Annotated in this window: 20 protein-coding genes and 1 tRNA gene; 11 read left to right on the forward strand and 10 right to left on the reverse strand. The window is 65.5% G+C overall.

From position 1 onward, the window contains the following. Window positions 1-81: 81 nt before the first annotated feature. A complete protein-coding gene (locus QEP15_RS15180; RefSeq protein WP_056324451.1) occupies window positions 82-567 on the forward strand; it encodes a GNAT family N-acetyltransferase in 486 nt (161 codons plus the stop codon). Between the two features lie 50 nt (window positions 568-617). On the opposite strand, the gene QEP15_RS15185 is transcribed toward QEP15_RS15180, so the two are convergent. From QEP15_RS15185 to aqpZ, 3 genes are all read right to left on the reverse strand, one after another. Next, window positions 618-926 carry a hypothetical protein gene (locus QEP15_RS15185; protein ID WP_056324448.1) on the reverse strand — a complete coding sequence of 103 codons (309 nt, stop codon included), beginning with the start codon at window positions 924-926 and terminating at the stop codon, window positions 618-620. A gap of 68 nt (window positions 927-994) precedes the next feature. After that, window positions 995-1,852: a 3-deoxy-8-phosphooctulonate synthase gene (gene kdsA, locus QEP15_RS15190; protein ID WP_280147660.1), complete on the reverse strand. Its 858-nt coding sequence runs from the start codon at window positions 1,850-1,852 to the stop codon at window positions 995-997. 134 nt (window positions 1,853-1,986) lie between these two features. After that, on the reverse strand, window positions 1,987-2,700 hold the full coding sequence (gene aqpZ / locus QEP15_RS15195; RefSeq protein WP_056324443.1) for an aquaporin Z: 714 nt from the start codon (window positions 2,698-2,700) through the stop codon (window positions 1,987-1,989). A 118-nt stretch (window positions 2,701-2,818) separates the two neighbouring features. Here aqpZ and QEP15_RS15200 point away from each other — a divergent pair, with 118 nt between their 5' ends. After that, a complete protein-coding gene (locus QEP15_RS15200) occupies window positions 2,819-2,998 on the forward strand; it encodes a hypothetical protein (RefSeq protein WP_152384770.1) in 180 nt (59 codons plus the stop codon). Window positions 2,999-3,035: 37 nt separating this feature from the next. Here QEP15_RS15200 and QEP15_RS15205 read toward each other — a convergent pair whose 3' ends face one another. Both QEP15_RS15205 and QEP15_RS15210 read right to left on the reverse strand, forming a co-directional pair. Then, a complete protein-coding gene (locus tag QEP15_RS15205; RefSeq protein ID WP_254607134.1) occupies window positions 3,036-4,394 on the reverse strand; it encodes a diguanylate phosphodiesterase in 1,359 nt (452 codons plus the stop codon). Between the two features lie 147 nt (window positions 4,395-4,541). After that, window positions 4,542-4,628: transfer RNA gene (locus tag QEP15_RS15210), tRNA-Leu, on the reverse strand. Between the two features lie 47 nt (window positions 4,629-4,675). Between QEP15_RS15210 and dapC the strand changes: the two genes are divergently transcribed. The 5 genes from dapC to QEP15_RS15235 all read left to right on the forward strand — a co-directional run bounded on the left by dapC (window position 4,676) and on the right by QEP15_RS15235 (window position 10,789). Next, window positions 4,676-5,872: a succinyldiaminopimelate transaminase gene (dapC, locus tag QEP15_RS15215; RefSeq protein WP_280147661.1), complete on the forward strand. Its 1,197-nt coding sequence runs from the start codon at window positions 4,676-4,678 to the stop codon at window positions 5,870-5,872. A 24-nt stretch (window positions 5,873-5,896) separates the two neighbouring features. After that, window positions 5,897-6,718: a 2,3,4,5-tetrahydropyridine-2,6-dicarboxylate N-succinyltransferase gene (dapD, locus tag QEP15_RS15220; RefSeq protein WP_056324432.1), complete on the forward strand. Its 822-nt coding sequence runs from the start codon at window positions 5,897-5,899 to the stop codon at window positions 6,716-6,718. Beyond that, the gene (gene dapE / locus QEP15_RS15225; protein ID WP_056324429.1) at window positions 6,718-7,857 is read left to right on the forward strand and encodes a succinyl-diaminopimelate desuccinylase; all 1,140 of its coding nucleotides are present in this window, start codon (window positions 6,718-6,720) and stop codon (window positions 7,855-7,857) included. Before dapD ends, dapE begins: the two co-directional genes overlap by 1 nt. Window positions 7,858-7,952: 95 nt before the next feature. Next, on the forward strand, window positions 7,953-8,858 hold the full coding sequence (gene prmB / locus QEP15_RS15230; RefSeq protein ID WP_062840710.1) for a 50S ribosomal protein L3 N(5)-glutamine methyltransferase: 906 nt from the start codon (window positions 7,953-7,955) through the stop codon (window positions 8,856-8,858). Beyond that, window positions 8,855-10,789, forward strand: coding sequence for an ABC-F family ATP-binding cassette domain-containing protein (locus tag QEP15_RS15235; protein WP_175155772.1), 1,935 nt, complete (start codon window positions 8,855-8,857; stop codon window positions 10,787-10,789). Before prmB ends, QEP15_RS15235 begins: the two co-directional genes overlap by 4 nt. A 140-nt stretch (window positions 10,790-10,929) precedes the next feature. Here the strand turns inward: QEP15_RS15235 and QEP15_RS15240 are convergent, their stop codons facing one another. Genes QEP15_RS15240 through QEP15_RS15250 form a run of 3 tightly spaced genes read right to left on the reverse strand, consistent with a single transcriptional unit; the run spans window position 10,930 to window position 14,668 of the window. Further along, window positions 10,930-11,235 carry a chorismate mutase gene (locus QEP15_RS15240; RefSeq protein ID WP_056324424.1) on the reverse strand — a complete coding sequence of 102 codons (306 nt, stop codon included), beginning with the start codon at window positions 11,233-11,235 and terminating at the stop codon, window positions 10,930-10,932. Window positions 11,236-11,240: 5 nt separating this feature from the next. Continuing rightward, window positions 11,241-13,535, reverse strand: a complete 2,295-nt coding sequence (locus tag QEP15_RS15245; RefSeq protein ID WP_280147662.1) for a UvrD-helicase domain-containing protein — start codon at window positions 13,533-13,535, stop codon at window positions 11,241-11,243. Next, window positions 13,532-14,668, reverse strand: coding sequence for a DesA family fatty acid desaturase (locus QEP15_RS15250; protein WP_369818561.1), 1,137 nt, complete (start codon window positions 14,666-14,668; stop codon window positions 13,532-13,534). The genes QEP15_RS15245 and QEP15_RS15250 overlap by 4 nt, the downstream gene beginning before the upstream one ends. On the opposite strand from QEP15_RS15250, the gene QEP15_RS25990 reads away from it, so the two are divergent. Both QEP15_RS25990 and QEP15_RS15255 read left to right on the forward strand, forming a co-directional pair. Next, a complete protein-coding gene (locus QEP15_RS25990; protein WP_370458371.1) occupies window positions 14,588-14,764 on the forward strand; it encodes a hypothetical protein in 177 nt (58 codons plus the stop codon). The genes QEP15_RS15250 and QEP15_RS25990 overlap by 81 nt on opposite strands. Window positions 14,765-15,106: 342 nt before the next feature. Beyond that, window positions 15,107-15,487, forward strand: a complete 381-nt coding sequence (locus QEP15_RS15255; RefSeq protein ID WP_227741253.1) for a hypothetical protein — start codon at window positions 15,107-15,109, stop codon at window positions 15,485-15,487. On the opposite strand, the gene QEP15_RS15260 is transcribed toward QEP15_RS15255, so the two are convergent. Beyond that, complete coding sequence (locus QEP15_RS15260) at window positions 15,471-16,832, reverse strand: RsmB/NOP family class I SAM-dependent RNA methyltransferase (protein ID WP_342032965.1); 1,362 nt, start codon at window positions 16,830-16,832, stop codon at window positions 15,471-15,473. The two genes, QEP15_RS15255 and QEP15_RS15260, sit on opposite strands and share 17 nt — an antisense overlap. 934 nt (window positions 16,833-17,766) lie before the next feature. Next, the gene (gene purN, locus QEP15_RS15265; protein WP_175155981.1) at window positions 17,767-18,423 is read right to left on the reverse strand and encodes a phosphoribosylglycinamide formyltransferase; all 657 of its coding nucleotides are present in this window, start codon (window positions 18,421-18,423) and stop codon (window positions 17,767-17,769) included. 158 nt (window positions 18,424-18,581) lie between these two features. Between purN and QEP15_RS15270 the strand changes: the two genes are divergently transcribed. Both QEP15_RS15270 and ileS read left to right on the forward strand, forming a co-directional pair. Further along, a complete protein-coding gene (locus QEP15_RS15270) occupies window positions 18,582-19,547 on the forward strand; it encodes a bifunctional riboflavin kinase/FAD synthetase (RefSeq protein WP_063955488.1) in 966 nt (321 codons plus the stop codon). Then, complete coding sequence (gene ileS, locus QEP15_RS15275) at window positions 19,537-22,404, forward strand: isoleucine--tRNA ligase (RefSeq protein ID WP_063955486.1); 2,868 nt, start codon at window positions 19,537-19,539, stop codon at window positions 22,402-22,404. Before QEP15_RS15270 ends, ileS begins: the two co-directional genes overlap by 11 nt. The last annotated feature ends 1 nt before the right edge of the window (window position 22,405 follow it).

Below are 22,405 nucleotides of genomic sequence, written 5' to 3' on the forward strand. Positions count from 1 at the left end.
ACAAGGGTAATCCCGACGTTTGCGCATGCCCGCTGCACAAAGAAAGAGTAGGATAGCCATCCCAGTAAACAGGAAACTTCCGTGAATATCGAAATCCGTCCTGCCGTGCCTTCGGACGCGGCCCAGATCCATGCCTTCATCACCGAACTGGCGGTCTACGAGCGCGCCGCCCATGAGGTGATCGCCAGCGCTGAAGACGTTGAGCGCACCTTGTTTGCGCAAGGCGCGCCGGCCCGCGCGTTGATGTGCCTGGTCGAGGGCAAGGCCATCGGCTACGCCGTCTATTTCTACAGCTACTCAACCTGGCTTGGAAAGAACGGCATCTACCTGGAGGATCTGTACGTCACGCCCGAGCATCGAGGCATCGGCGCGGGACGCGATCTGCTGCGCCATCTGGCGCGCGAGGCGGTGGCAAACGATTGCGGGCGGCTTGAATGGAGCGTGCTGGACTGGAACCAGCCCGCGATCGATTTCTATCAATCCATTGGCGCCCTGCCTCAGGACGAATGGGTGCGCTATCGGATGGCCGGCGACGCATTGCGCAATTTCGCCGAGGGCCGCCGCTGAAGCGGCCACTACGGCAGCCACTTCGGCAGCCACTCAGGCAGCCAGACCGCTCAGAACTCCGGCAGGTCGAACAGCGTGTGCAAGGTGGAGCTGGGCACCGGGACGGATGCGAGATGCTCGCGGCCCCGCGCATCCACCAGCACGCGCACCGCGCGCGATGCGACGGTCAAGCCGTCCACGCTGATCGCGGTCTCGACCTCGGCCCCTTCCTTGAGAAGTTCAATGACTTCGGAGGCTGCCGCCGTCGTGGGCTCCGAGATCCACCCGGGAACGCCGCGCACGGCCTGCCCCCAGCGCACGTAGGCGATGTGGCCACTCATGGCCTCCTTGCGCACGGCGACGATCACATACAAAGACATCCAGGCCTCCCTAATGTGTGGCCTGGATCGTATAACAGCTTGGCGTCGGCGGCGTGACCGCGCCAGCGTCAGGGCTCGATGTCGATGGGCGCAAAGGACTTCACCAGGTCGTCAAGCTGCTTGAGTTGCGTCAGGAAGGACTCCAGCTTGTCCAGCGGCAAGGCGCTGGGACCGTCGCACTTTGCGTTCTTTGGGTCGGGATGGGCTTCCAGGAAGAGGCCCGCCAGCCCCACCGCCATGCCCGCGCGCGCCAGTTCGGCCACCTGTTCGCGGCGCCCGCCGGATGCGGCGTCAAGCGCCGATCGCTGCTGCAGCGCGTGGGTCACGTCAAAGATCAGCGGACGGTTGCCGGACACTTTCTTCATCACGCCAAAGCCCAGCATGTCGACGACCAGGTTGTCGTAGCCGAAGCTCGTGCCGCGGTCGCAGAGAATCAGCTTGTCGTTGCCGGCCTCGGTGAACTTCTCGACGATGTTGAGCATCTGCGTGGGACTGAGGAACTGCGGCTTCTTGATGTTGACCACGCGTTGCGTCTTGGCCATCGCGACGACCAGGTCGGTCTGGCGGGCCAGGAATGCAGGCAGTTGCAGGATGTCGGCGACTTCGGCGACCGGCGCGGCCTGCCAAGGCTCGTGCACGTCGGTGATGACCGGCACGCCGAACTCCTTTTTCACGGCTTCGAAGATCTTCATGCCCTCTTCCAGTCCGGGACCGCGATAGGAATGGATGGACGAGCGGTTGGCCTTGTCGAACGACGCCTTGAACACGTAGGGGATGCCCAGTTTGCGCGTCACGCGCTGGTATTCCTCGCAGGCGCGCAGCGCCAGTTCCTTGGATTCCAGGACATTGATGCCGCCGAACAGCACGAAAGGCCGATCGTTCGCGCAGGCGATCGAGGAGGAAATTACGACTTCTGGGGCGGTCATGATGGGAATCCTGTAAAGGTAAGGCAGGTGATAGTGCGTAATGTACAACCTGCCTCACCGCCGCATCATCTGGCTGGCCCCATTTTCCTGCCCGCGGTAGCCCTGAATCACGCGCGCGATGCGGATCGGACGTGTCATGCGCGCTCGAGCGCCGGATCGCTGACCAGCCGGTAGGCCACCGCGCCGATGATCGCGCCCACGATGGGCGCCACCCAGAACAGCCACAATTGCTCCAGCGCCCAGCCGCCTACAAAAAGTGCCGGCCCGGTCGACCGCGCCGGATTCACCGACGTGTTGGTGACCGGGATGCTGATGAGGTGGATGAGAGTCAGCGCGAAGCCGATGGGAATGGCGGCAAAGCCCGCCGGCGCGCGCCGGCTGGTCGCGCCAAGAATCACGAAGATAAAGCCGGCTGTCAGCACCAATTCGGTCACCAGCGCGGACAGCAATGTGTATTTGCCGGGTGAATACGCGCCATAGCCATTGGCGGCAAAGTGGCTTGCCCGCAGGTCAAAGCCCAGCTTGCCGTTTGCAATGCATGCCAGGACCGCCGCCGCCGCAATCGCGCCCAGCACCTGCACGATGACGTACGGCAGGATTTCCTTGGCGGGAAAGCGTCCGCCCGCCACCAGCCCCACCGTGACCGCAGGATTGAAGTGCCCGCCGGAGATGTGACCCACTGCGAAGACCATCGTCAGGACGGTCAGGCCAAACGCCAGCGCCACGCCCAAGAATCCGATGCCCAACTGCGGAAATCCGGCGGCTAGCACCGCCGCGCCGCACCCGCCCAGCACCAGCCAGAACGTGCCGAAGAACTCCGCGCCGCAACGCTTGGGTAATGAATACATGACCACTCCTCGATATCGGAAGCCCTAAGGTCGCGGCGGGCGCGAAGGTAATGGTCAAAATAGCCGGATGGCGGGTGCGCTGGGATCGGACAGATGGGGGATGCGGGGGGGACGACGCGTGCTGGGCTCGATCTTTGCCGGCCGGCCCTTCACGCTTCAGTACGCGAAGGAACGCGTGTCGCCCGAAGTCGCCGGGCAGCCGGCGTTTACCGCCACCGCGGGTACGGTCGTCATCCTGGCGGCGCTGGCTGCCGCGGCCTGGTTTACCGCCTGGTTGCCGAAAGCGGCCAAGCGGTGACGGCGGCTGAGAACGCCGTCCCAACACCGAAAAAGCGTCAATCCGCCTGAACGCGCTGGGGCCACCGCACGTCGGGCACTGCATTCAGGGCGGGCTTTGCGAACAGATAGCCCTGAAAGCGTTCGAAACCGGCGGCCTGGAGCCAGCACCATTCCTCGACCCGTTCCACGCCCTCCGCGACGGGCGTGATGCCCATGGCGCTGCAAGCGCGCGCAATGCCGCAAACGATCGCCTGGCGGGGGCCGTCCAGATGAATGTTCTGGATGAGCTGCCGGTCGATCTTGAGCTTGTCCGGCTGGAATTCGGCCAGCAACGACAGGCCCGCGAACCCTGCCCCGAAATCATCGATCGCGACCCCGATGCCTGCCCGGCGCAGGCGCGCGATCGCGTCCCTGAAGGCGAACGGGCTCTCAATGGCTTCCTGTTCGGTGATTTCCACGATCACGTGCTGCGGCAAGAGATCGCAGGCCGCAATCTGATCCACCAGGCGGCTGACCGCCGACGGGTCTTCGATCAGCGACATCGGCAGCAGGTTGACCGACAGCTTCACATTGTCCAGACCCAACCGCCGCGCCAGTTCGAATGCCGCGGCTTTCGATTCCAGATCGACGCGGTAACGCTGAGCGGGATCGAGACTGGCGAACATCTGTTCGGGGGATTCTCCGGATCTGCCGCGGATCAGGAACTCGAAGGATGTGACCTCGCGCCGCATGGGATCGACGATCGGTTGCAGTGCAAAGGGATACGCGCGGGCGGGCGCTGCGGGGTCTTCATGGATCGCAGCCGCGCCGCTCGCCGCAAACCGCCAGCGGGCAGCATCCTCGCCCTCGACGATATGATCGGTCCCCCGCGCGGCGGCATACCAGCCCAGGATCTTCACGACCCGGTCGTCTCCACGCGCCAGCCGGGCGGAAACTGTCATTTTGGCAAGAATGCGTGAGGACACCGCTTGCGGGTCGAGCTCGCGCAGATCAAGCAAGGCCATCGCATCACCACCGAACCGGCGGGCCGGCCCCTGGTCCTGCATCAGCAGCACGACGTTCTTGTGGGCGTCGTCGCGCCGTATCGAATCGAAAAGGTGCGATACCGCTTCATCGGGCCCTTCCAGCAGCTGCACGAAGTGCACACCGTCAAAGAGCATGATGCCGGTCACGTCCAATGCGGCGTTGCGCGCCCGGGCGGGCGTCAACAGATCGCTCAGATCCTGCGCATTCATGGTGTCGACAGCACGGCTGCGGTATATCAGTGTGGAAATCATGTCGTGTTCTTTCACGAACGGGTCGGACGTGGGTGAGGCGCGGCGGCGGAGCCCTGAGGCGGCGGGCGGGTGTACGCGAACCATGGAATGGACGCGAGGCAAGCAAGCCTGGCAGTCGGGCAGTTCAGCGGCGCGCAATAAACGTCAGTACCGGATGCGGATTCGCGGACGGCGGCAAGACGGAGGACGGCTCGGGGGGAACGTGGGTTGAGCCGGAAGATTTGGCCAAATATCCCTGAAATGATAGGGCCGAAACCTAAATCACTGAAAACACGGGAAGTTTGATGGTGCGAAGGAGGGGACTCGAACCCCTACACCTGTTACGGCGTCAGGACCTAAACCTGGTGCGTCTACCAATTTCGCCACCTTCGCAATAGGCCAAGCCCGCTATTGTAGCTTGCTTGTTAAAATCTTGCGTCATGAATCCGCGCCTCGATGCCCTGCACCCCTACCCGTTCGAAAAATTGCGCGCGTTGCTGGCTTCTGCCAGCTCGCAGCCGGACGGCATTACGCCCATCAATTTGTCGATCGGCGAGCCCAAGCACGCCGCGCCTGAACGCGTGGCGCAAGCCATTCGCGACGGCATGGCCGGGCTTTCCGTCTACCCGTCCACGAAGGGCGATCTGGCCCTGCGCCGGGCAATTTCGGAGTGGCTGTCGCGCCGCTACAGCATTCCGGCGCCCGATGCCGAAACGCAAGTGCTGCCGGCCCTGGGGTCGCGCGAGGCGCTGTTTGCGTTCACGCAGACCGTGATCGATCCCGCGGCCGGTTCCGTGGTGATCTGCCCCAACCCGTTCTATCAGATCTACGAAGGCGCCACGCTGCTGGCGGGCGCGACGCCCTACTTCGTCAACGCCGATCCGGTACGCAATTTCGGCAGCGACTGGAACCAGGTGCCCGAAGACATCTGGAAGAAGACGCGCCTGGTGTTCGTGTGCTCGCCGGGCAACCCTGCCGGCAACGTGATGTCGCTGCAAGAGTGGGAAACGCTGTTCAAGCTGTCGGACCGTCATGGTTTCGTGATTGCGTCGGATGAATGCTATTCCGAGATCTATCTGGACGAGGGCGATCCCCCGCTGGGCGGTTTGCAGGCGGCGCGGCGTCTGGGGCGGGACGACTACCGCAACCTGGTGGTGTTCTCCAGCCTGTCCAAGCGGTCCAATGTGCCGGGCCTGCGGTCGGGCTTCGTGGCGGGCGACGCGGCGCTGATCGGCCGGTTTCTGCTGTATCGCACGTATCATGGCAGTGCGATGAGCCCCATCGTGTCCGCGGCCAGCATTGCCGCGTGGACGGATGAGGCGCACGTGAAGGAAAACCGCCGCCAGTACCGCGAGAAATTCGACGCGGTGCTGCACATCCTGCAAAAGGTGCTGGATGTGTCGCGGCCGCAGGCTTCGTTTTATTTGTGGGCGGCAACGCCCGGTTCCGATACGGCGTTCGTGCGCGACCTCTATGGCCGTACCGGTGTTACCGTGCTGCCAGGCAGCTTCCTCGCGCGCGAGGCGCACGGCATGAATCCGGGCCAGGGACGCATCCGCATCGCCCTGGTGGCGCCCTTGGCCGACTGCGTGCAGGCGGCCGAGCGCATCGCCCATTTTGTACATAATTCTGTTTGACCAACCTTTAAAAGCTGAGCCGCTATGACTCTCGACCTGCAGACCACCATTGAACAAGCCTGGGAGAACCGGGCCAACCTGTCGCCCACCGACGCCAGCGCCGAAGTGCGCGAAGCCGTTGAGCACACCATCGACGGGCTGGACCTGGGCCGCCTGCGCGTGGCCGAGAAGATCAATGACGACTGGGTCGTGCACCAGTGGATCAAGAAGGCCGTGCTGCTGTCCTTCCGCCTGAACGAAAACGCCATCATGGGCCAGGCGCCGCTGCAGTTCTACGACAAGGTGCCGCTCAAGTTCTCGGAATTCGGCGACAACGCGTTCAAGCAAGGCGGCTATCGCGTGGTGCCGCCGGCCGTGGCCCGCCGCGGCTCGTTCATCGCCCGCAACGTGGTGCTGATGCCCTCTTATGTGAACATCGGCGCCTACGTCGACGAAGGCACGATGGTCGACACCTGGGCCACCGTCGGCTCGTGCGCCCAGATCGGCAAGAACGTCCACCTGTCGGGTGGCGTGGGCATTGGCGGCGTGCTTGAGCCGCTGCAGGCCAACCCCACCATCATCGAAGACAACTGCTTCATTGGCGCGCGCTCCGAAGTCGTGGAAGGCGTGGTGGTCGAAGAGAACTCGGTGCTGGCCATGGGCGTGTTCCTGTCGCAAAGCACCAAGATCTACGATCGCGCCACCGGCAAGATCACCTACGGCCGCGTGCCCTCGGGTTCGGTCGTGGTGCCGGGCTCGCTGCCCTCGGCCGACGGCACGCACAGCCTGGCCTGCGCCGTGATCGTCAAGCGTGTCGACGCGCAGACCCGCGCCAAGACCAGCATCAACGACCTGCTGAGGGCTTGATGAGCAATTCGGCCGTACTGGATCTGGTCAAGGACCTGATCGCCCGTCCCTCCGTCACGCCCGCGGACGAAGACTGCCAGGCGGCGATTGCCGCCCGGCTCGAACGCATCGGCTTTACCTGCGAGACCATCGCGCAGGGCGGCGTCACCAATCTGTGGGCCCGGCGCGGCAGCGCCGCGCCGCTGACGGTGTTTGCCGGCCACACCGACGTGGTGCCCCCGGGCCCGCGCGAGAAGTGGAACAGCGATCCCTTCGTTCCCACGGAACGCGACGGCTGGCTGTACGGCCGCGGGGCGGCCGACATGAAGAGCTCGATCGCCGCCTTTGTGGTGGCGGCCGAGGAATTCGTGGCGGCCCACCCGCAGCATGACGGCTCGATCGCCCTGTTGATCACGTCCGACGAGGAAGGCCCGTCCATCGATGGCACCGCCATCGTGTGCGACGCGCTCAAGGCGCGCGGCGAGCAGCTGGATTACTGCATCGTGGGCGAGCCCACGTCGGGCGATGTGCTGGGCGACACCTGCAAGAACGGCCGCCGCGGCTCCTTGTCGGGCAAGCTCACGGTCAAGGGCATCCAGGGGCACGTGGCCTACCCGCACCTGGCGCGCAACCCTGTTCACCAGCTTGCGCCGGCGCTGGCCGAGATCGTCAGCATTGAATGGGACCAGGGCAACGAGTATTTCCCGCCCACGACGTTCCAGGTGTCCAACCTGAACTCGGGAACGGGCGCGACCAACGTCGTGCCCGGCGAGGCCGTGGCGTTGTTCAATTTCCGCTTTTCCACGGCCAGCACGCCTGAAGGCCTGAAGCAGCAGGTTCACGCCGTGCTGGACAAGCACGGCCTGGAGTACGAGCTGGATTGGGAATTGGGCGGCGAGCCCTTCCTGACCCCGCGCGGATCCTTGACCGACGCGCTGGTGCAGGCGATCCACGCGGAAACCGGCGTGACCGCCGAGCTGTCGACCACCGGCGGCACGTCGGACGGCCGCTTCATCGCCAAGATCTGCCCGCAAGTCATCGAGTTCGGCCCCGGCAACGCCACGATCCACAAGGTCAATGAGCGCATCGAGGTCGCCTCGCTGGAACCGCTCAAGAACATCTATCGGCGCACGCTGGAAAACCTGCTGCTGCCCGCATGATGCCCGCGCCGGCGGGACGCCAGTCCCGCCGCGCACGCTTTCCAGCCCCCTTTCAGGGGGCGTTTTTCCGTTTTCCCCCTGGGACTGTGATTTGAATGCCTGATACGAACGCAACCTCCCGCGACGAACTGCAGACCGTGCGCGACCTGATCCGCTACGGCGTTTCGCGCCTGAACGGCGCCCAGGTGTCGCTGGGACATGGCAGCGACAATGCCTGGGACGAGGCGGTCTACCTGACCCTGCACGCGCTGCACCTGCCGCTGGACACGCTGGATCCGTTCCTGGATGCGCGCGTCGTGCGCGAAGAGCGCGAGCGTGTGCTGGACCTGCTGGACCGTCGCGTGGCCGAGCGCGTGCCCGCCGCGTACCTGACGAACGAAGCCTGGCTTCGCGGCCACCGGTTCTACGTGGACAAGCGCGTGATCGTGCCGCGCTCGCCGATCGCCGAGCTGCTGGACGAGGGGCTGTCGCCGTGGGTGCAGGATGCGCTGGCCGTGGAAAACGTGCTGGACATGTGCACCGGCTCCGGCTGCCTGGCGATCCTGGCGGCGCTGGCCTTCCCGTACGCGCACGTGGACGCGGTGGATGTGTCCCCCGACGCCCTGGAAGTCGCGCGCCGCAACGTCGACGACTACGGGCTTGCCGACCGCCTGGACCTGCACGAAAGCAACCTCTTTGATGCCCTGCCCGCGCGCGAATATGACGTGATCGTCTGCAATCCGCCCTACGTGAACAGCGGCTCGATGCGCGCTCTGCCGCAGGAATACCTGCACGAACCGCAACTGGCGCTTGCCGGCGGCGACGACGGCATGGACCTCGTGCGCCGCATCCTGCAAGCCGCCCCGCAATACCTGTCGGAGAACGGCGTGTTGGTGCTTGAAATCGGCCATGAGCGCGATTTCTTCGAGGCCGCCTTCCCGCAGCTGTCGCCCGTCTGGCTGGACACCGAGGAAGCCTCGGACCAGCTGCTGCTGCTTACCCGCGAGCAACTGAGCCTGTGATACGCGCCAACGGATTGACCCTGCGCCGCGGCACGAAAGTGCTGCTGGACGGCGCCGAATTTGTCGTGAACCCGGGGGAACGGGTAGGCATCGTGGGCAAGAACGGCGCGGGCAAGTCCTCGCTGTTCGCGCTGCTGACCGGCGCGCTGGACGCAGACGCCGGCACCTTGTCGCTGCCCGCCGGTTGGCGCATCGCCAGCGTCGAGCAGGAACTGCACGCGGACGACCGCCCTGCCCGCGAGTTCGTGATCGACGGCGACACGCATCTGCGCGCATTGCAGGCGCAGCGCGCGGCGCTGTCCGACGACCAGGGCACGCAGATCGCCGAAGTGGAAGCCGCGCTGGTAGAAGCCGGCGCCTGGAGCGCGGCCTCCCGTGCCGAGCAACTCCTGGCCGGCCTGGGCTTCAAGCCCGCCGAATGGACGCAACCGGTCGAGAGCTTTTCGGGCGGCTGGCGCATGCGCCTTGCGCTGGCCCGCGCGCTGATGGCTCCGTCCGAGCTGTTGCTGCTGGACGAACCCACCAACCACCTGGATCTGGACGCGATGCTGTGGCTGGAGAAATGGCTGGCCGCCTATGAAGGCACCGTCATGCTGATCTCCCACGACACCGAATTCCTGGACGCGGTCGCGCGGTCGATCCTGCATTTCGACCATGCCAAGCTGACGCGGTATCGCGGCGGCTATGGCGACTTCCTGACGCAGCGCGCCGAGCGCCTGCGCCAGTCCAGCATCGCCTACGACCGCCAGACACGCGAGGCGGCCCGCCTGCAAGGCTTCATCGACCGCTTCAAGGCCAAGGCGTCCAAGGCCAAGCAGGCGCAGAGCCGCGTGAAGGCGTTGGCGCGCATGCAGGTGCTGGCGCCGCTGCAAGCGGAAGCCGGCATCGACATTCGCATCCCCTCACCCGACCAGGTGCCGGATCCGCTGCTGACGCTTGAGCATCTGTCGGCGGGCTACACGGACGCCGAGGGCAATGCCGTGCCCATCCTGCGCGATGTGACGCTGATGGTTCGCGCGGGCAGCCGCGTGGGCGTGCTGGGCGCCAACGGCGCCGGCAAGAGCACACTGATCAAGACCCTGGCCGAGGAACTGCCCGTGCAGGCCGGCGAGCGCCGCGCCTCGCGCGGTCTGGCGATCGGATACTTCCACCAGCACCAGCTCGACATGCTGGACGTGGACAGCACGCCAATCGCGCACCTGGCCCGCCTGGCGCCCGAGGCGCGCGAGCAGGAACTGCGCAATTACCTGGGCGGTTTCGGTTTCTCGGGCGATACCGTCACCAGCAAGGTCGGCCCGATGTCGGGCGGCGAAAAGGCGCGCCTGGCGCTGTCGCTCATCGTCTGGCAAAAACCCAACCTGCTGCTGCTGGACGAGCCCAGCAACCACTTGGACGTCGAGACGCGCGAGGCCTTGGCCACCGCCCTGGCAGACTTCGGCGGCAGCATGCTGCTCGTGTCGCACGATCGCCATCTGCTGCGCACTACCGTGGACAGTTTCTGGATCGTGGCGGACGGCGCGGTGCGGGAGTTCGACGGCGACCTGGAGGACTACCGCGACTGGCTGGCCGCGCGCAATGCGGACGAACGCGCCGAGGCACGGGAAAGCGCCGAAAACGGCAGTGACCCCGTCGTCGATCGCAAGGCGCAGCGCCGCGCCGAAGCCGAACAGCGGCAACGCCTGTCCGCCCTGCGCAAGCCGCTGGAGTCCAAGCTGGCCAAGGTGGAATCCGAGATGGAAAAACTGCGGAGCAAACTCGCGGCCCTGGACGCGGTGATCGCCGATCCGGACCTGTATTCCGACGCGCGTCGCGCCGAACGCCAGAAGGTCATGGCGGACCACGGCGAACACGGCAAGCGCATGGGGGAACTGGAAGAGCAGTGGCTGGAGCTGCAGGGCTCGCTGGAAGAGATCGACCAGAGCGAAGCCTGACCCAAAAGAAGTGGCCCACATTTAAGCGGGCTTCAAATAGAAACCGGCCCCGAATTGGGGCCGGTTTTTTTGGGCTAGCTGTTTTCGGCTGGCCTATAACCGCGCACTTGCCTTGACAGGCCTCGGGCGCGCGCCTGCGGTCACGAGTAAGGACGCTCGCGCAGGCGGGTGTGGTTGTCGATCACGGTGTCGATCACTTCGCGCAGGATGGTCTCGGCCAGATCGGGCGGCACGCCGGCTTCCAGTGCCAGGCGCCGGATGCGCTCGACCTGCTGGGCCTCGCGCCTGGGGTCCACCAGATCCATCCCGTGGTTGGTTTTCAGTTCGCCGATCATGTCCGTGCAACGGAACCGCACACCCAGCAGCAGCATGATCTGCTGGTCGATCTCGTCGACTTCGGCGCGCAGGGACGCCAGCTCGGCTTTGGGGGAATCGTTGTTGGCCATATGTGTCAACCCTGAACAATGTCGAGCTTGGCGATGCCAAGCGCCAAGGTCTTGGCGCCGACATCGCGGAAGTGGATTTCCGCCTGGGCGTCCTGTCCCGCGCCGCTCAGGCCGATGATCGTGCCGTCGCCGAAACGCGCGTGACGCACACCCTGCCCCACACGATACTGCTTGTCGCCCACCGTGACGCCGGTAGCGACACCGCGGGGTTGACGCGGCGCAATGGTGTTGGTCGGCTTGCGGCCAAAGGCATCGCCACGGTTGCCGCCGCCCCACCCTGCACCTGTCGCGCTGACCGGGGCCAGCCCGGCCTTGGGGGTCAGCCACTTCAGGTGCTGCTCGGGAATTTCATCCAGAAAGCGCGAGCGCATGGCGTATCGCGTCTGGCCATGCAGCATCCGGCTTTGCGCCAGGCTGATGTACAGGCGCTGCCGCGCGCGCGTGATCGCCACGTACATGAGGCGGCGTTCTTCTTCCAGGCCGGCCGGCTCGAGGATGCTGTTCTCGTGCGGGAACAGCCCTTCCTCCAGGCCGGTGATGAACACGGCGTCGAATTCCAGGCCCTTGGCGGCATGCACCGTCATGAGCTGGACGGCATCCTGGCCTTGCTGGGCCTGGTTGTCGCCGGCCTCGAGCGCCGCATGCGACAGGAACGCGGCCAGGGGCGTCAGGTTGTCGCTTGCAACCGCAGGCGCGTCCACCACACCCGGCATGAGCGTGGAGGACGTGTCACCGTCGGGCACCTGGCCGGCGGGCATGCCGTCGTAGTTTTCCTCGGACGCAAACACCGCCGCGGCCGTGATGAGTTCGTTCAGGTTTTCCAGCCGTTCGGCGCCTTCGCGCTCGGCCTTGTAATGGGCGTTCAGGCCGCTGGCCTCGAGCATGTGCTCGACCATTTCGGGCAGCGGCAGCTCGCGGGTTTCTTCGATGAGCCGATGAATCAGCTGCGCGAACTGGGCCAGATTGGATCCGCCCTTGCCCGCAACCCGCGCTACCGCGCCATACAGGCTGGTGTCGTGCTCGCGTGCGGCATCGGCCAGTTGTTCGAGCGTACGTGCCCCGATCCCGCGCGTCGGGAAATTGACCACCCGCATCCACGACGTATCGTCGTGCGGATTGGCCATCAGGCGCAGGTAGGCCAGCGCGTGCTTGATTTCCTGGCGCTCAAAAAAGCGCAGACCGCCATACACCTTGTACGGGATGCCGGCCGAGAAAATGGCGTGCTCGATGACGCGCGACTGCGCGTTGCTGCGATACAGCACGGCGATTTCCCGGCGGTCGCTGCCTTCATGGATAAGGGAACGGATCTCGTCCACGATCCACTGCGCTTCCATGCCATCGGACGGCTGCTCGATGACGCGCACCGGTTCGCCCTCGCCCTGGTCGGTCCAGAGATTCTTGCCCAGGCGTCCCGAGTTGTGGCCGATGAGCGCGTTGGCCGAATCCAGGATATGACCGTACGAGCGGTAGTTTTGCTCCAGGCGGATCACGGTGCCATGCGCATAGTCGCGCTCGAAGTCAGCCATGTTGCCGACGTTGGCGCCGCGGAAGGCGTAGATGGACTGGTCGTCGTCGCCCACGGCGAAGATGGCCGCGCCACCGCCCGCCAGCAGGCGAAGCCACTTGTACTGCAGCGTGTTGGTGTCCTGGAACTCGTCGACGAGGATGTGGCGGAACCGGCGCTGGTAGTGCTCGCGCACGGGCGCGTTGCGCGACAGCAGCTCATAGGCGCGCAGGAGCAGCTCGGCAAAGTCGACCACGCCTTCGCGTTGGCACTGCGCTTCGTAGAGCTGGTAGATCTCGATCAGGCGGCGGCGGTGCGCGTCGTAGGCTTCGACGTCGGCGGGGCGCAGGCCCTCTTCCTTGGCGCCGTTGATGAAGCGCTGCACATCGCGGGGCGGGTACTTTTCGTCGTCCACGCCGTTGGCCTTCATGAGGCGCTTGATGGCCGCAAGCTGGTCCGTGACGTCCAGGATCTGAAAGCTCTGCGGCAGGCCGGCGTCGCGGTGATGCGCGCGCAGCATGCGGTTGCAAAGGCCGTGGAACGTGCCGATCCAGAGGCCGCGCGTATCGATCGGCAGGATGGCCGACATGCGCGCCAGCATCTCGCGGGCTGCCTTGTTGGTGAACGTGACCGCCAGAAGCCCAAAAGGCGAAGCCTGGCCGGTTTGAATCAGCCAGGCCATGCGGGTGGTGAGCACCCGGGTCTTGCCGCTGCCCGCCCCGGCCAAGACCAGGGCGTGCTGCGGTTCTAACGTTACTGCGGCGCGTTGTTCAGGATTGAGCTTCTCTAGCATCATGCCGCGTAGCGGCGCAGATGTTGAGCGAACTGCTCAAGCCCAGCGATGCCGCTTTGCTGGGCGCGCTGGCACCAGGCCTGCAGGTCATGAAGAAGTTGTTCGCTGCTGGCGCTGGAGCTTTCCCAGATGCGGCCGAGTTCACGGCGCATCTGAACCAGCGTCGACAGCGACTTGTTCTGGGCAATGGCCTTGTCCACGGCAGCCAGTTGCTCGGGCTGCAGGATTTCTTCGTTGCGGTGGATGGCACGGCGCACGCTGTGCAGCTTGGTGTAGCCGCACTCGGCGTTGCCTTCCTGGCGCGAGGCCTTCAGCTTGGCCAGCTCTTCGCGGGCGGCGCTCTTGATCACGTCCGCATAGCGGGCCATGACTTCGTAGCGGTGCGTGATCACGCCTTGCAGCGTGCGCAGGTCGATGCCCGTGCGGGAGTCGTCCAGCTTGAGCTTGGGCGCAACCTTCTTGATCTTGGCCAGGCCGAAGAACTTCAGGATGTTGATGTAGCACCAGCCGATGTCGAACTCATACCACTTGGCCGAGAACTTGGCGGACGTGCCGTGGGCATGGTGGTTGTTGTGCAGCTCTTCGCCGCCGATCACGATGCCCCACGGGAACACGTTGGTGCTGGTGTCCGGGCTGTTGTAGTTGCGGTAGCCCCAGAAGTGGCCGATGCCGTTGACGACGCCGGCTGCCCAGAAGGGGATCCAGGCCATCTGGACAGCCCAGACGGTGACGCCGATGGCGCCGAACAGGGCGATGTCGATGGCGAGCATGGTCAGCACGCCCCACAGGCTGTGCTTGCTGTAGACGTTGCGCTCGAGCCAGTCGTCAGGCGTGCCGTGGCCGAACTTGGCCATGGTTTCCTTGTTGTTCGACTCTTCGCGGTACAGCTCCGCGCCGCGGAACAGCACCTTCCAGATGCCGAACAGCATGGGCGAGTGCGGGTCACCTTCTTTTTCGCATTTGGCGTGATGCTTGCGGTGAATGGCCACCCATTCCTTGGTGACCATGCCGGTCGTCATCCAGAGCCAGAAGCGGAAGAAGTGCATGACAGCCGGATGAAGATCCAGACCGCGGTGCGCTTGGCTGCGATGGAGAAAAACCGTGACCGCAACAATCGTGATGTGCGTCACGACCAAAGTGAAAACGACGATCTGCCACCAAGTCGCTTGGGTCAGGCCGCCGGCAATGAAGGAGAGGATGTAATCCATAAAGCTGTTATGAGCCTCGCATGAGAAGTGGCTGAAAGTTTAGCTTACCTTAGCCGTCTGATGACAATCTAGTTTCAAAATAGTTATTGAGAGAAATCAAGGACTAAGCCGCGGTTTTGACCAAAAAAGCCGCGCTCGCGGCGCTTTGGGCGCACGCAGAGCCTTCAATGGCGCCATTCCGGTGTCCACGCCCCCCGGGAGGGAGAGCTGCGACTTTCGCAACGGCACCGGGTTTTGGCTACATTTGGCGATTAAAGTTCCAGTCAGGCAAGCCCGCCGTCTTGAAGACGCCACGATAGCCGTGCACACTGCCCGCCGTCGCGCCCCAAAACTGTCTCTTTTGTCCCACTAATGCCCCTGAATCTAATGCGTCACCGTTTTTTCATCGCCCTCGCCACGCTTGGCGTGGGGTTTTCGGCCTCTGCCCAGGCGCAAACGCTGAAGTCCGGGGACGTTGCCGTCCTGGCCTCTTACTACGAGATCCGGGGTTCGGACTGCCTGGCGTTGCGGGCGCCGCGCGTCGCGATCACCCAGATGCCGACGCTGGGCAAGGCCAGCATCCTGCAGACGCGCGGGCAATCCAACGATTCCGGGCGCTGCGCCTACAAGTCGGTGCCGGTGGCGCAGGTGGTCTACCAGGCCGACCGGCCGGGCTCCGACACCCTGTCCTGGGAAGTGAAGTACCAGAACAAGACGATCGGAACCCGCCGCTACAGCGCGACGGTAGGGGTCACACCGGGTCCTTGACGCCGGCTTCCTCCTGTAAGGCCGTTTCGGCGACGGCTTCCTCGGCGACAACCGGTTCGGCAAACTCCGCCTCCTTGGCGTCTTCGGCGCTTTCCGAAGCTTCAGCGGCACCGGAAGCCGCTGCCTTCTTCTTGCGCTCGAACACGGCGGCAAAGAACCCGTCGGTGCCGTGCACGTCCGGGCGCAACTGCACGTAAGGACCTTCCAGCTTCAAGGTCTCGCACCGGGCGCCCAGGATTTCGGCGGCGTCCACGCGTTCGAAATCCGGATGGCTGGCGAGGAACCGGTCGGCCTGGACTTCGTTCTCTTCGGCCAACAGGCTGCACGTGGCGTAGACCAGGCGCCCGCCGGGCGCGACGCAGCGCGCCGCGCTGTTCAGGATGCGCTCTTGAAGCTGGCCCAGTTCAGCCAGCGCCTCGGGGTGCTGACGCCATTTCAGGTCCGGATTGCGGCGCAGGGTGCCGATGCCACTGCAGGGCGCATCGACCAGCACGCGCTGCGCCTTGCCTGCCAGGCGCTTCACGCGCGCATCGTTTTCATTGTCGATCACCACCGGCACGACATTCGACAGGCCGCTGCGCGCAAAACGCGGCTTGGCGCGCGCCAGCCGGGCCGCCGAAACATCAAAGGCGTACAGACGGCCGGTCGAACGCATCAGCGCGCCTAGAAGCAGCGTCTTGCCGCCCGCGCCCGCGCAGAAATCGATGATCATCTCACCGCGCCGGGGAGCAACCAGGAGCGCGAGCAACTGGCTGCCTTCGTCCTGGACTTCGATGCTGCCGTTCTCGAATTGGGGCCACCGGTTGATGGCGGGCCGCCCTTGCATGCGGATGCCCCACGGCGAAAAAGGCATCGCCGTCGGCTCATAGCGGCCCGCGCTTTGCTGCAGTTCGGCCAGCATGGCATCGCGCTCGGTCTTGAGCGGGTTCACGCGCAGGTCCAGGCTGGCCTGGCGGTTCAAGGCCTCGACCAGCGTGTCCGGGCTTTCCATGGCGCTCAGACGCTCGTCCAGCCAATCGGGAATGCTGCCGCGCACGGCGCGGGGCAAGGTTGCCACGTCGATGCGCGACACGCGCTGCAGCCATTCGGCTTCGGCCGCGTCCATGCCCTCTTGCAGGGGTTCTGCGCCCACCGTGGCATTCAGACCCAGGATGGCCAGGCGGCGCGAAGCGGGGCCGACGCCGCTTTCCGCGTACTGGCGGTAGCGGCGAAGGTGACGCAGCACGTCATAAACGGCCTCTGCGACTTCGGAGCGGTCGCGCGCGCCCAGGTTCGGGTGGTGGCGCAGCCAGTGCGACAGCGCAGCGTCGGCCGGATAGGTCCATTGCAGGATCTCGCCCAGCACGCGCTGCACCTGGTCGATGCGGATGGCGCCGTGCGAGAGGCGCGGGCGGTTGGATTGGGGCTTTTGCGGGGCGTGATCGCCGCCGCGGTATTCGCCACGTGGACCGCTGGAGGCACGGGAATCGTAGGAACGGGAATCCGGGCGGCCTTGCCCTTCGCGGCGGTCCTGGCCGTGCGAATTGCGGTCACCGCCACGGCCTTCGCCGCGCTGGCCGCCGAAGGACGAGCGGGAATCCGGGCGGCCCTGGCCTTCGCGGCGGTCCTGGCCGTACGAATTGCGGTCGCCACCGCGGCCTTCGCCACGCGGGCCGCCGAAAGACGCGCGGGAATCCGGACGGCCCTGGCCTTCGCGCCGATCTTGGCCATACGAATTGCGGTCGCCGCCGCGGCCTTCGCCGCGCGGGCCGCCGAAGGACGAGCGCGAATCCGGGCGGCCCTGGCCTTCGCGGCGGTCCTGGCCGTACGAATTGCGGTCGCCGCCGCGGCCTTCGCCACGCGGGCCGCCAAAGGACGAGCGCGAATCCGGGCGTCCCTGGCCTTCGCGGCGATCCTGGCCGTACGAATTGCGGTCGCCACCGCGGGCTTCGCCACGCGGCCCGCCGAAGGACGAGCGCGAATCCGGGCGGCCCTGGCCTTCGCGGCGATCCTGGCCGTACGAATTGCGGTCGCCACCGCGAGCTTCGCCGCGCTCCTGGCCGTAGCCGCCGCGATCGCCACCGCGATCGTCACGGGCGCGGTCGCCGGATTCGGACCGGTCGCGGGGCGCCGGCTTGCGGGCGTCGCCCTTGGGGCGGGAGAAGAAGGATCGGCCGTCGCGGCCTTCCGTGGCGGCGCCGAAGGAGCCGGCCAGCCGGGAACGCGGGGATTGGGGTTTGGTCATGGTGTAGTCCAGTGGGGCGCAGGCGCTCGCGCCCAATAAATGCTTTTCAGGCCGTTCAGACGGTCGGCGTCCAGGAAAAAAGGCGCACGGGGTCGCCCTGGACGGCCACGCGGTGATCGTTTGTCAGGGTAACCCGGCCTTCGGCCAGCCAGCGAACGGCAGCCGGAAAAGCCTGGTGTTCGACGGCCAGCACGCGCTCGGCCAGCAACTCCGGGGTGTCGCCGGCCAGAACCGGCACGCAACCCTGGGCAATGATGGGGCCGTGGTCCAGGACCGGGGTGACGAAGTGCACGGTGCAGCCATGCACTCGCACGCCCGTCGCCAGGGCCTGGGCGTGCGTATGCAGCCCCGGAAACGCGGGCAGCAAGGAAGGATGGATGTTGACCAGGCGGCCGGCGTAGTGATTCACGAAACCGGGCGTGAGCACCCGCATGAATCCGGCCAGGATGACGTAGTCGGGCTCGTACCGGTCGATTTCGGCAGCCAGCGCGGTGTCGAAGGCTTCGCGGCTGGCGTAGTCCTTGTGATACAGGGCGGCCGTGGGGATACCCTGCCCGGCGGCCCATTCGAGGCCGGCGGCGTCGGGACGGCTGGCGATGACAGCGGCAATTTCCGCTGGCCAGGATTCGTCGCGGCAGGCCTCGGCCAGCGCCTGCATGTTGCTGCCCCGTCCCGAGATCAGGATGACGAGGCGGCGCTTGATAGAAGATATTTCCGGCAAGATGAAGAATTCCAAGGGAAATCGGGCGGGTCCGCCCCCGTGATCCGGAATCGGAAAAGGGCCCGCGCGCGCAGCGCGGAAGCGCCGGCGCGAGAGGACGCTGGCGGGATACGAACAAACCCGTAATCCAAAATTGTAAACTCTCGCTCGTGAAACCATCGCTGCGTATCTACCGATCCCTGCCCCCGCCCGACCGGCGCGCCCCTTGCGCGCTGACGATCGGCAATTTCGACGGCGTGCATCGCGGCCACCAGGCCATGCTTGCCCGCGTCTGCCAGGTGGCCCGCGAACGCGGACTTACGCCGGCCGTGATGACCTTCGAACCGCACCCGCGGGAGTATTTCGCCACCCTGAACCAGCGTCCGGAGCTGGCGCCGACCCGCATATCCGGGCTGCGCGACAAGCTGGCCGCGCTGGCACGCTACGGCATCACGCAGGTCGTGGTCGAGCGATTCAATGCCCGGCTGGCCGAAATGTCGGCCAATGCCTTCATCGAACACCTGCTGGTGCAGGGCTTGCAGACCAAATGGCTGCTGGTGGGCGAGGACTTCCGTTTCGGGCACAAGCGCAGCGGCGACATCGATCTGCTGCGCGAGGCCGGCATGGTGCATGGTTTCGAGGTCCAGACGCTGGCCGATGTCACGGACCGCCAAGGCCACCGCATTTCCAGCTCCGAGGTCCGCACCGCGCTGGCGGTGGGCGACCTGGAGCGCGCCCGTCATCTGCTGGGACACCCCTTCCATATCAGCGGCCACGTCATCCATGGCCAGAAGCTTGGCCGGACCCTGGGCTATCCCACGATGAACCTCCGGGTGGCGGAAAGATGCGCCGCGCGTTCGGGCATCTACGTGGTGCAGGTTCACGGGTTGGCCGACCGCGCGCTGCCTGCGGTGGCAAGCCTGGGCGTGCGGCCGACGGTCGAAGACCGCGGCAGAGTGCTGCTTGAGTCACACTTGCTCGATGAGACCGTCAACGCATACGGTAAACTCGTACGCGTCGAATTCCTGCAAAAGCTGCGGGACGAAGAAAAATTTCCTGATCTCCCTTCCCTGACTGCCGCCATCGCCGAAGACGCGCGAAACGCGCGCGCCTATTTTGCCGTTCATGGACTATAAAAAGACCCTCAACCTGCCCGATACTCCCTTCCCCATGCGGGGCGACCTCGCCAAGCGCGAGCCCGCCTGGATTGCGCAATGGGAGGAAAACCACGTCTACCAGGCGATCCGTGCGGCCAGCCGCGGCCGGCCCCGCTTCGTCCTGCATGACGGCCCGCCCTATGCGAACGGCGACATTCACATCGGCCACGCGGTCAACAAGATCCTGAAGGACATCATCGTCAAGAGCCGCAACATGGCCGGCTACGACGCGCACTACGTGCCGGGCTGGGACTGCCACGGCATGCCCATCGAGATCCAGATCGAAAAGAAGTACGGCAAGCACCTGCCCGTGGCGGAAGTGCAGTCCAAGGCACGGGCCTACGCGCTCGAGCAGATCGACCGCCAGCGCAAGGACTTCAAGCGCCTGGGCGTGCTGGGCGAATGGGATCGTCCGTACATGACGATGAACTACAGCAACGAGGCCGACGAGATCCGCGCCTTGGGCCGTATCCTGGACAAGGGCTATGTGTTCCGCGGCTTAAAGCCCGTGAACTGGTGTTTCGACTGCGGTTCGGCGCTTGCCGAAGCCGAGGTGGAATACGCCGATCGCGTGGACCCGGCTGTCGACGTGGCCTTCCCGTTTGCCGAACCCGCCAAACTGGCCAAGGCCTTCGGCCTGGAATCGGTCGAAGACGGCGCCATCGTGATCTGGACGACCACGCCCTGGACCATCCCGTCCAACCAGGCGCTGAACGTGCATCCGGAAATCGAATACGCGCTGGTGCGGGTCACGTCCGAAACCCCGCCCAAGTTCGGCCCCCTTCTGCTCATCGCCAAGGAACGCGTCGAAGACTGCCTGAAGTCCTGGGCGCTCGAAGGCGAAGTCATCGCCACGGCGCCTGGTCAGGCGCTGTCGGGCATTGAATTCCGCCACCCGCTGGCGCAGTTCAACGCCGCCTACGACCGCAAGGCGCCCGTCTACCTGGGCGACTACGTCACGGCCGACTCCGGCACTGGCGTGGTGCACTCGGCGCCTGCCTACGGTATCGAGGACTTCATGTCGTGCAAGGAGCACGGCATGAAGGACACCGACTTCATCAGCCCGGTCATGGGCGACGGCAAGTACGTCGAGAGTCTGGCGCTCTTTGGCGGCCTGTCGATCTGGGACGCGAATCCCAAGATCGTCGAGGCCCTCAAGGAAGCCGGCGCGCTGATGCACGTCGAAAAGCACAAGCACAGCTACATGCACTGCTGGCGCCACAAGACGCCCATCATCTACCGCGCGACCAGCCAATGGTTCGCCGGCATGGACGTCGCGCCCAAGGACGGCAACCCGACCCTGCGCGAAACGGCGCTGGCCGGCATCGACGCCACGGCGTTCTACCCTGCCTGGGGCCGCGCCCGCCTGCATGCCATGATCGCCAACCGCCCGGACTGGACCCTGTCGCGTCAGCGCCAGTGGGGCGTGCCGATGGCGTTCTTCGTCCACAAGGAAACCGGCGAGCTGCATCCGCGCACGTCCGAGCTGCTTGAACAGGTGGCGCAGCGCGTGGAACAAGGCGGCATCGAAGCCTGGCAGGCGCTCGATCCCCGCGAGCTTCTGGGCGACGAAGCCGACCAGTACGAAAAGAACCGCGACACGCTCGACGTGTGGTTCGATTCGGGCAGCACGCACGCCACGGTGCTGGGCGGCAAGGACGGCGAATTCGCCGGCTCGCACGGCGCCGAACTCGGCTGGCCCGCCGACCTCTACCTGGAAGGCTCGGACCAGCATCGCGGCTGGTTCCATTCGTCGCTGCTCACCGGCTGCATGCTCTACGGCCAGCCGCCCTACAAGGCCCTGCTGACGCACGGCTTCGTGGTGGACGGCCAGGGCCGCAAGATGAGCAAGTCGGTCGGCAACGTGATTGCCCCGCAGAAGGTGTCCGATTCCCTGGGCGCCGAAATCCTGCGCCTGTGGGTCGCGTCCACCGATTATTCCGGCGAGCTCTCCATCTCGGACGAAATCCTCAAGCGCGTCGTGGAAGGCTATCGCCGCATCCGCAACACGCTGCGCTTCCTGCTGGCCAACCTGGCCGACTTCGACGCCGTGTCGCAATCGGTGCCCTACGGCGAGCTCTTCGAGATCGACCGCTACGCGCTCGCCATGACGGCGCAGATGCAGGCGGAAGTCCAAGCGAACTACGAGCGCTACGATTTCCATCCGGCCGTCTCGCGCCTGCAGACCTTCTGCTCCGAAGACCTGGGCGCGTTCTATCTGGACATCCTGAAGGACCGCCTGTACACGTCCGCGCCGGACAGCCGCGCGCGCCGCTCGGCGCAGACGGCCCTGCTGGATGTGACGCAGACGCTGCTCAAGCTGATGGCGCCCATCCTGTCGTTCACGGCCGAAGAGGCCTGGAAGGAGCTGGCGGCCTCGGCACTGAAGAACCAGGCCGATGCGGCCCGCACGACGATCTTCACCGAGGTCTATCACGTGCTGCCGCCGTTTGCCGACGCCGAGACGCTGACCGCCAAGTGGGCGCGCCTGCGCGCCATCCGCGCCGAGGTCCAGCGCAAGCTGGAAGAAGTGCGCACGGCGGGCGACATCGGTTCGTCGCTGCAAGCCGAGGTCGACCTGTACGCCAACGGCGAAGACCAGCAATTGCTGGCCAGCCTGGGCGACGACCTGCGTTTCGTGCTGATCGTCTCGCGCGCCACCGTGCACGCTGGCGAAGGCGAAACCCGCATCGAGGTCACGCCGTCGGCGCACAAGAAGTGCGAACGCTGCTGGCACTGGCGCCTTGACGTGGGCCAGGACGCCGATCATCCCGAGATCTGCGGCCGCTGCGTGTCCAACCTGTTCGGCTCGGGCGAAGCCCGCGACAAGGCTTGAA

The organism is Achromobacter mucicolens (assembly GCF_029866465.1).
GTDB classification, from domain to species: Bacteria; Pseudomonadota; Gammaproteobacteria; order Burkholderiales; family Burkholderiaceae_B; genus Achromobacter; species Achromobacter mucicolens.